The sequence below is a fragment of the Microcystis sp. M165S2 genome, assembly GCF_020245885.1.
Taxonomy (GTDB): Bacteria; Cyanobacteriota; Cyanobacteriia; order Cyanobacteriales; family Microcystaceae; genus Microcystis.
Genome location: NZ_JADBTZ010000427.1, coordinates 1 through 9,986 on the forward strand (window position 1 = coordinate 1; position 9,986 = coordinate 9,986).

The 9,986-nt window shown below is 40.3% G+C and carries 8 protein-coding genes and 2 pseudogenes; 2 read left to right on the forward strand and 8 right to left on the reverse strand.

From position 1 onward, the window contains the following. Positions 1-130, forward strand: a pseudogene (locus IM479_RS21090) (IS30 family transposase); the annotation flags it as partial. Here IM479_RS21090 and IM479_RS21095 read toward each other — a convergent pair. From IM479_RS21095 to rfbF, 7 genes are all read right to left on the reverse strand, one after another. Further along, positions 104-772: an SDR family oxidoreductase gene (locus tag IM479_RS21095; RefSeq protein ID WP_287684661.1), complete on the reverse strand. Its 669-nt coding sequence runs from the start codon at positions 770-772 to the stop codon at positions 104-106. The pseudogene IM479_RS21090 and the gene IM479_RS21095 sit on opposite strands and share 27 nt — an antisense overlap. Before the next feature lie 254 nt (positions 773-1,026). Next, positions 1,027-2,388: a lipopolysaccharide biosynthesis protein RfbH gene (gene rfbH / locus IM479_RS21100; protein WP_287684662.1), complete on the reverse strand. Its 1,362-nt coding sequence runs from the start codon at positions 2,386-2,388 to the stop codon at positions 1,027-1,029. A 20-nt stretch (positions 2,389-2,408) separates the two neighbouring features. Beyond that, positions 2,409-3,455, reverse strand: coding sequence for a glycosyltransferase (locus tag IM479_RS21105; protein ID WP_287684663.1), 1,047 nt, complete (start codon positions 3,453-3,455; stop codon positions 2,409-2,411). 74 nt (positions 3,456-3,529) lie between these two features. After that, on the reverse strand, positions 3,530-4,675 hold the full coding sequence (rfbG, locus tag IM479_RS21110) for a CDP-glucose 4,6-dehydratase (protein WP_287684664.1): 1,146 nt from the start codon (positions 4,673-4,675) through the stop codon (positions 3,530-3,532). A gap of 324 nt (positions 4,676-4,999) precedes the next feature. Next, complete coding sequence (locus tag IM479_RS21115) at positions 5,000-6,319, reverse strand: hypothetical protein (RefSeq protein WP_287684665.1); 1,320 nt, start codon at positions 6,317-6,319, stop codon at positions 5,000-5,002. A 231-nt stretch (positions 6,320-6,550) separates the two neighbouring features. Then, positions 6,551-6,832 (reverse strand): GDP-mannose 4,6-dehydratase, encoded by a 282-nt coding sequence (locus IM479_RS21120; RefSeq protein WP_287684667.1) that lies wholly within the window; start codon positions 6,830-6,832, stop codon positions 6,551-6,553. Further along, positions 6,817-7,647, reverse strand: a complete 831-nt coding sequence (gene rfbF / locus IM479_RS21125; protein WP_287684668.1) for a glucose-1-phosphate cytidylyltransferase — start codon at positions 7,645-7,647, stop codon at positions 6,817-6,819. Before rfbF ends, IM479_RS21120 begins: the two co-directional genes overlap by 16 nt. Positions 7,648-8,007: 360 nt before the next feature. On the opposite strand from rfbF, the gene IM479_RS21130 reads away from it, so the two are divergent. Continuing rightward, complete coding sequence (locus IM479_RS21130; RefSeq protein WP_287684670.1) at positions 8,008-9,579, forward strand: hypothetical protein; 1,572 nt, start codon at positions 8,008-8,010, stop codon at positions 9,577-9,579. Between the two features lie 272 nt (positions 9,580-9,851). Here IM479_RS21130 and IM479_RS21135 read toward each other — a convergent pair. Further along, a pseudogene (locus IM479_RS21135) lies at positions 9,852-9,986 on the reverse strand (IS630 family transposase); the annotation flags it as partial.

Here is a 9,986-nt window from a genome sequence, read left to right on the forward strand (position 1 = left end):
AGTCAAGCCGGAAGAAGTTCAAAAAGCTGTAGAATTAATTAATCATCGTCCTCGAAAATGTCTTGACTATCGAACCCCTTTTGAGGTATTCTATGAATTATCATCAGACATTGATGCACTTCATTTTTGAATTGGCGTTGTTAGGAACATCAAAACTAAACTGAATCAGTTTCGTAAAGGCTTCTACGACATCATCAATATAGATGAAATCTCGCTTCTGTTCTCCTAATGTCAAATCAAGAAAATCTACTTCATGCAGCAAATCTAAGATAATTTTAGAGACAAACTTAGAAGGATCATCAAAAGGTCCGTAAAAATGCTCTAGAGCGACATTAATACAAACCATTTTTTGAGAAAATAAGAATAACCAGTCTAAAAAATGTTTTTTAGAAAGGGAATAGTAATTGACTCTTTTATCTAGAATGGTATCGGTATTAATGAATGTTTTTACCTGATAATTTTCTGCTATTTGTATAATTTTCAAAGGCAGAAAAAGATTCGCCTGGATAATATCTGTAGGAGGAACTGCAAAACGACCATAATTGGTAGCACAGTGGATGATTATGTCAATGACATTTTCTTTAAAAATATCTTCTATATCAATCTGGTCAAGATCATAAAATCTTATTTTGTCAACAATCGAACCTAATCGGAAAAGTTTAGAGCTTGAACGCTTGACAACAATAACATTCAACTGATCTTTTACTATCCGTTTCACCAGATGACTTCCTAGAAAACCAGTTCCACCAGTCACTAAAATAGTTTTGCCCATCAAATTATCCATTGATATCTGAGTCTATAATCCCAATATTTGGGATAAATGTTTAATAGAACTTGCGGTTCTTCGGTTCGTGTTATGCAATAGAGGGATTACAAGGGATGAAACCCTTATATAGAGAGACATTCAGCGATTTTTGTCAATTGTTTTTGATCTAGAACGAACCAATCAATCGCCAGATAAGGATTTAGTCGATTTATGCCACCCGATCGAAACATACCAAGTAACGAAGAACCGAAGTCGCTTTCTCAGCTTTGACTCTGATCCAGACCCCGACAAAACTCTCGGATAGTCGCTGCCACATACTCTAACATCTCCTTGGTTAATCCAGGAAATACCCCAATCCAAAACACTCCTGCCATGATTTTGTCAGCATTACTCAAATCCCCAATAACCCGATAATTTAATCCTTGATACAGAGGTTGTCGCAGTAAATTACCCCCAAATAATAGCCTTGTGCCGATGCGTTTTTCCTCCAAATGCTTAACTAAATCATTACGGCTAAAAGGCGCATCTTCCCTAACTAAGATAGGAAAGCCGAACCAACTCGGTTCAGAATGGGGGCTGGCTTCAGGCAAAATCAAAACATCTTGTAAGTCTTGTAATTTTTGATGCAAAAAGTCGAAATTTTCCCGGCGCTTTTGGATAAATTCCGGCAATTTATCCAGTTGGGCTACCCCGACGGCGGCTTGCATATCTGTCATCTTTAGGTTATAGCCCACATGAGAATAGGTGTACTTATGGTCGTAGCCAAAGGGTAAATCTCCTAACTGCCAACCGAAGCGTTTATTACAGGTATTATCTACCCCCGGCGCACACCAGCAATCTCTCCCCCAGTCGCGGAAAGATTCGACAATCTTTTTCAAGCGGGTATCACTGGTTAAAACCGCGCCCCCTTCTCCCATGGTCATGTGATGGGCAGGATAAAAGCTAACCGTTGCTAAATGCCCAAAGGTGCCAGTTTTTTGCCCTTTATAGAGACTTCCCACCGCATCACAGTTATCCTCCACTACCCAAAGGTCATGTTTTTCGGCAAAAGCCATCACCGCCTCTAAATTGAAGGGGTTTCCCAAGGTATGGGCGATCATAATCGCTTTAGTCTTCTCTGACAGGGCCGATTCCAGCTGATCGATGTCGAGGTCATAACCGGGTAGTTTAACGTCTAAAAAGACGGGAATTAGCTGATTTTGGAAGATGGGATTAACTGTAGTCGGGAAACCTGCGGCAACAGTAATCACCTCATCCCCCGGTTTAAGTTGCTTTTCTCCCAATTTAGGAGAAGTTAAGGCACTTAAGGCCACTAAATTCGCTGAAGAGCCGGAATTGACTAATAAACAATGTTTTACCCCCATCCACTGGGCAAAACGTTCCTCAAATTCTGCGGCATATCTGCCCGTCGTGAGCCAGAAATCTAGGGAAGAATCGACTAATTTCACTAATTCTTGCTCATCAAATACCTTACCGGAAACCGGAACATAGGTTTGCCCCGCCACAAAAGCCCGGGGCTGAAATTTGAAGTCATAGTATTTCTGTACGGCTTGAAATACTTGCTCTCGCAGGTCTTGTTCTTGCTCAGATGTATTAGTTGGACGATGGATAGGTTGTGTCATGATTTATGCAATAATGTTCGTTAGAAAAACCGCTCGATAAAACTATTAATTGTTCTGTCTTTAAAATTGTCTAATTTCAATTTAGAACAACGTCTCCAGAAAAGAGTTTTTTTCTGGCTTTCCGTTAATTTAATCCATTCATTATAGGTAGGAAACGCAAATTCCTCAAAAAATTTCATAAATCTTTCACAACCTTTTTCTACAGTAAAATCCTTAGCCCTTTCCCGGGCATTACTGACCATGTTAGCATAAAGGTCGGGACTACTCTTTAACTTACTAACTGCTGAGATGGCTTCGTCCAGAGAATTAACCAAAAGAAAGTCTAAGTCGCTTTTCTTTTCTGCTAAGATTGAGGACTCTGGAGTCACGATGGCTGGAACACCAGTTCGCCAACAATTGATTAATTTATTAGCGGGTTTGTTGATGTATGGCTTGCCATCGAAACTTCTAGCAGCAATAACCACATCTATATTACTATAGTCGTTCCACTTTTTAGGCTCAAGAATTGGCCACCACTTGCATCCTAGAGAGGATAGAGCATCACGCCATTTATCTGATTTCAGTTCTTCTGCTAATTGAGATTGATCACCAAGATAAGCCACATTTTCAACTAGACAGTCACGCTCTTTCAATCGAGGGATCAATCCGGGCTGAGGCCAAGGAGAAACAAGATAGTAAGGATTCCAAATAGAATTACGGTTTTTCTGGAAATCCACGGGATTAAGAACAATATTTATATGGGCAGGTGGATAAAACTGTTTATCAGATTTCATCGCAATTAACATGGCATTTCCTCCTGGATATTTGTAAAAACGGGTAGGTCGGCCAAGATATTTTTTGATCTCTAGCAAGGTTTTATCAAAACTTTTTTTATCTGCGAACACAATTCCTTCTTCAGGAATTGTGTTAATAACTTCACAATCTAAACCCGCCTTTTTAAGATAGATATAACTCGTCGCAATTTCTCCTGAAAAATGATCATGAATACCAAGGAAAGAGTCGGGATCTTGTCTATTAAGTAACCGCATCTCCCTTTCATCTGTTGCGTAGAAGTAAACTTTGGTCATATTTGTAGAATTTATCCTAACGGTGAGGTACGAAGTCTCTGGTTTTGGGGAACGCCGGAATGTGGCAATAAATATTATGGAACACAAAAGCTACCTACTTTTTCACTGAAGACATCGGCCTGATATAGCTCGAACTGTGATCGGGTTAAGTTTTGAAACCCTTGATTATTGCTAGGTGCAATTTGATTGGCTTGGCGATACCAAAGAACGGTTTCTTGAACTGTCCGCTCAAAATCCCAGACGGGTTGCCATTTTAGGCTATGGAAAGCCTTATCTGTGACTAGATTAAGCAATTTAGCCTCATGAACAGCATTCGGATCACTTTGATCGAGCCAAGTCCCTGGCCAAAGTTGTAGGATAGACTCAACTAACTCTTTAACTGGACGATTAGAAGTCAGAGACGGACCGAAATTAAACGCCCCATATAACCCCCGGCTGTCTTGCTGCCAATTAGCTGTCATCAACTGCACATAAATCGACTCAGCCAACCGTAAATAGCCACCTAAAGGCTCTAAAACGTGCTGCCAAGGGCGAGTCGCTAAAGGGTTCCGCACGGGAATCGCTTCCGACTTGATCAAAGCCCGCATCGCATCGGGTACAATCCGATCTAGAGACCAATCTCCTCCACCGATGACATTTCCGGCCCTGGCGCTGGCAATGCCGATGGGGGTTTGAGGGGTTTTAAAGAAGGAATTTCGCCAAGATGCGATCGCCAATTCCGCCCCCGCTTTGCTAGAACTATAGGGATCATAACCCCCTAAGGGGTCATTTTCCCGATAACCATAGACCCATTCCCGATTCTCATAGCACTTATCGCTAGTAATAAACACGGCGGCACAGGGATGAGTCAGGCTTTTGAGGGCTTCTAAAACGTGAATAGTCCCCATAACATTTGTGTTCCATGTTTCCACCGACTCAAGATAAGAAAGCCGCACTAAGGGTTGTGCCGCTAAATGAAAGACTACATCCGGTTGCCATGAAGCGATTAAACGAGCCACTAACTCAGCCTCTCGAATATCTCCTATATGGTGGCTCAGGTTTTGAGCCAAGTCTAATTGGTCAAATAAGGCCGGGGTGGTATTGGGGGCTAAACTGAGGCCTTTGACCTCTGCCCCCAGATGGAGTAACCAAAACGCCAGCCAAGACCCCTTAAAGCCGGTATGACCAGTAATAAAGACCTTTTTGCCAGTCCAAAATGCTTCCTTTACCATATTTTCCATCTAGCTTGTCCAGTGTCATAAAGGTGATTGAGTAGTTCCATTTCTCGATAAGTGTCCATACACTGCCAAAGCCCATCAGTCTCATCCCAGAAGGAGAGGGGAGCTATTATTGTCCACAAGTCAAATAGACTCGCTATACTGGGTTTTCAGTTAATTTCATCGGCTTTGTGCAAGTAATCCCTGAAAAGAGTTTTCGTGAAGGCTTAAACCTATCACCCTAACTCTTTGGGAGCCACTATACATGAACTTGACCGAGGATGTCAATTGGTTAAGGGGATTTTACAATTCATCTAGTTTTGCTATATATAGACTGTGGTTAAACTTTTATACGGAAAATTTGCCAGACAATCTCTTATGGACTAAACTTTTTAGCCATTCAGGCATAGAGAGAATTGAAATGTATAATAAATTGGCAGCTAAGAACCAATTGATCATTTCATCAACTAACCAAGGATGTAAGAATGGACTTGCGTAAAAGGTTGCCACTATAGCGACTAAAGCCATACTGGAAGGCAAGCTTAATTGATTTTCTTGCTTAATCCAATCCAAGATTTGAGGAAGGGCAAAGATTAGAAAAGTTAATTTGTAATCCACAACAAGCCCAATAACAAGAAAATTTCCTAAATAAATGCCTGCTGCAAGACGGAAATAATCAATATATTGACTTTTGTCTAAAGATTTGTCCGAATCTGTTAAGACAAAATCAGAACTAAGCCATTCTTGAAAAATCTTAAATTTCGACAATAAAACTCTGGTAAAGATTAATATCGTCAATAAACTCATAATTATGTACATCATATATCTGAGCGTCTTTTTAATATCAGTTTCTCCGCCAGTAAATAAAGAAAGATTTGATAGAAAAGATTTGACTTTTAACAAGAGGGCTTTATAGCCAAAACGATAATACACGGGATCACCATCACCACTAAGTGCTAATTGAATGTGAAGGTCGGATATAGTTTTCATCTCCCCTATACTAGCGAGAAAATAAGTAATGAAAGCAGTGGTAAAAATAGCTGCCAAGAACAGAAATAGATTTCTTTTTTCTTTAATAATTACTACCAGACCGAAAATTGGGAATAGTTTAATAACCCCAGCAAAAAATATTAATAAATAGGCACACAACCTAAAAATTAATGCTCGGCTATTCTTAATGATCATTAGTCCGATTCCAAGCCAAGAATAGATAACAATATCTGCGTTGCTACGTTCGACTAAAAGCATTACCGGTGGTGAGCATAAAATTAGGGCATAAACTACAGCTTCTTGATAATTTAATCTGCCAATGATGATTAAAGTAACAACATAAAAGATTAAAGCAAATAAAACTCCTAAAAATATAGTATCACGCATCTCTAACCCCAGCCAAGTCAATAAAGACCAACTACTGGGATAACCTATTTGATTGAAGCAGGAATGATTTGTTAGGGAAGTTTCTCCAGTCAATCGCTCACAATCAAAAGCGCCTAATACGTATCTAAGATCCAAAAAAAGGTTTTTAAATGAAGTCACAGGAACTCCCATTCTCCTCCAAAACTTGTGATAGGGAACAAAAAAATTAGCTAGATACAATAACCCAAAATATCCTAAGAGTGCAGCAACTACCAAAAATCTGCCATCAATTTTTGATTGCTTTTTGAGCATCTGCTTAATCTGGAGATGTATTGAATTTAATATGTCCACTTACTGCCTCCTGCTATTAAAGAATTGGGGAGCATCTCACCTTTGTAACCCCTAAATTAGGTTTTATGTCAAGCTATTTTGAAAGCCTTGCTAGAAACCAGTTTTAGGGACAAGTATAATTACTCACTTGCATAAATGAGATGCTCCCAAGGATTGATTATCTGTCAATTACTTGAGTTCAGTATAGGACGCTCATTGCGCCGCTAAATGAAAAATCACATCCGGTTGCCATGACTTGATTAAACGAGTCACCAACTCAGCGTCCCGAATATCTCCTAGATGGTGACTCAGGTTTTGAGCTAAGTCTAATTGGTCAAATAGGGCAGGGGTGCTATTGGGAGCTAAACTGAGGCCTTTTACCTCTGCCCCCAGATGGATTAACCAAAACGCCAGCCAAGACCCCTTAAAGCCCGTATGACCAGTAATAAAGACCTTTTTGCCAGTCCAAAATGCTTTCTTTACCATATTTTCCATCTAGCTTGTCCAGTGTCGTAAAGGTGATTGAGTACTTCCATTTCTCGATAAGTATCCATGCACTGCCAAAACCCATCATGCTTATAGACGGTGAGTTCTCCTAAAGCGGACAGGGTTCTTAGGGGCTGTGCTTCAAAAGTCGTCGAATCTCCCTCAATTAAATCCAAAACCTTGCGATTTAAGACAAAATACCCCCCATTAATCCATCCTTCAGCCGTTTGTGGCTTTTCTTGGAACTGAGTGACTAAATTATCCTCAATCACTAACTCGCCAAAGCGGGAAGGAGGACGAACCGCCGTCATAGTGGCTAATTTCCCATGAGAGTAATGGAAATCCAACAGATCCGCAATATTCACATCACAAACCCCATCCCCATAGGTGGCTAAAAAGATCTCGCTTCCGCTTTGATCTATATAAGATGTGAGACGTTTAAGACGACCTCCCGTCATGGTTTCCTGTCCCGTATCAACTAACCAAATACGCCAGTCTTCTTCCTCGTGTCCACTATCGAGTTTGGTCACTTTTTTATTGCCTAACTCTAAGAGGACATCACTTTGATTCCAATCATAGTTAAAGAAATAGTCCCGGATTATTTCCCCTTTATACCCTAGACAGAGCATAAAATCAGTTAAACCATAGTGGGCATAAGTTTTCATGATATGCCAAATAATTGGCCGATTTCCGATGGCAATCATCGGTTTAGGCCGAAATTCGGTTTCTTCCCGCAGTCGGGTTCCTTTGCCACCACACAAGATGGCCACGGGAATGTTGGACTTATAGTCCTTAACTGTTAAACTGACCGATTGTATTACCATTAGATTATATAGTGAAGGGCTTTGAGAGTGACATCATCTTATCGAGGCAGTTTAACACGGGATTACCGATTGTGTCCAAGATTTGTCTAAAAAAATTTTTGTTGAGCGAGTGTACCTAGTTTATTGCTAAACAGTCTCTTAAATCTTATAGCAGTTATCTTCATGGTGAGGTACGAAGTTTTCCTTTTGGGTAGTCGGTCGTCCGCCGGCGATACTAAATCAGGTTATACTTCGTCTTGATCAGCAACGCTAAATTCTAACCGAGTAGGACTAGAAATTCGTGCTACCATGCGAAGATAAATATTCGGGGATACGGTCACGAAGCTACCAGAAAATTTTAGGATAAAAATACCGACACTTATGGGGAAATCAATCAATAAAGTCCGAGGAACGGCACTGATTTTAGGGATTCTAGCGATCGCCTTTGCCTTTTTCACCAGGATTGTCAGTATTTTTGAATACGTTACCTTCGATATCGGACCAGATCCCGATCAGATTACTCTTGGTTATCTTTGGATGGATATGTGGAAGGGAAACTTTCCTCAATTGGGACCACCGGGGGGGGGTGGAAAATATGGATTCACAATTCCACCCCTCTATAGTTATTTAGCATTTCCTCTGACAATTTTCGGTACTGCCCCCGAATTTCAAGTCCTTACCAATGGCCTATTTTCTTTTCTATCGATTCCCCTCTTAATCTACTTTGTTTATCAACTTTTAGAAAATGTAGAACAAGATAAACGTCTTCTCCTGTCCAGTTTGGCAGGATTTTGGTATAGCACGATTTATGCGGACTATTTCATTAATAATTTTTCCTGGGGACCTAGCCCAATACCCTTTTTTATGCTCGTTTTTGCTTTACTCTATCGGTTCCAGATGGAAACGAGTAAGCCGCTGATCTATCAGGCTATAGCTTGGATATTCTTCGGGATTACTGTCGCTATATTGGTGAGTTTACACACCACCACGATGTTAATTATCCCAGCAACTTGTGTTATCGCCTCTCTATGGTTTGTTTATCGAAATCGAAAGAATACTCGTAAATGTCTTTTGCCTTTTCTATCGATTCTCTCCGCAAATCTCGCCTTGATTATGTATTGGCACAGTGAGATAGTTCGGAGATTTGCAAATACGAAAGGAATGTTGAGAGCGCTCACGGAGAAGGGGGCGAGCGGTGAATCATCGAGCAATCTGTTCACTCGTCTATTTAAAGCGATTGGGGAAATGGTTTATCTGGGCAATCAAGTGTTTTTTTTGAATGATAATATATCGATTTTCAATGTCGTAGTTTCGGCTATTTTTTTCGGCATTTCTCTATACATAGTCATCAAAAAATATCGAGGTAATAAAACACTGATCGGCTTTTTGGCGATTACTTGGATAATTTTTCTCTACGCTTCCTCTAATTATCCTGATGAGCATTTTTATTCCCATCGTAAAATCTTACTCTGGTTTGCTCCTATACTCTTGGCGATCGCTAGTCTGGCCTATCTAAACTTGACTAAGACTTTCGACAGGATCCTCGGTCTAGTTCTAGCAATTATCATCGGCTATTCGATCGCAACTAATCTCTATTTCAATCAACGTTATCTTGCTAGTAAATACGGTTCCGAAAGACTCCTATCCGTGGCCGATACAGTGGAAATTATCAATCAGATTCCGGCCGGTTCAACCCTTTGTGATCCGGCCAAGAAAGGCAAAAGAAAAGAGCATGGTCAGTATGATTATATCGATACCTTTATGACCAAAAGAGAGCTAACGATAACCAATGCCTGCCCATCGGGTAGTTATTATATACAGCCGAAATTTAAAATGGCTATCCAAATGAACGATTTATTTCCAATTTTTACCCTCGCCAAAACCCCCCCTCTCGATCGCCCGATGACTTCCCTTCTGGAAACCCCAGAAGCCTATCTCTATAAAATCGAGTAGCAATAAGTAGGTGGGTGGAATTAAATATAAGATGAACGTAGGTTGGGTTGAAGCATGAAACCCAACGCCAGCATGGGTTACGCTACCGCTAACCCATCCTACAAATAATTGTGCCTCCCTACTTACCATCGTGCTAAAATAGGGAACCTCGAAATAGACAACTTATCGCCTTCCCCCGGAACTTCATTACAGACCAAAATATATATCTTGAGTTACTTTAGCAAGAGCTTTAGAGGTAGGCGTTTTTAGCTAAGGAAGTCTCAAATTATACTTTAGACGTTCATAATCTGAGATTTATTAAACTTCTGAAATCGTAGAGTGAGCAAGGAATCCAGTTCTTTTTTATGTTTCAGATGGGCATCATTCAGACATTCATAAATAGCTGAAGAAAAGTCAGAAAAGTTTTC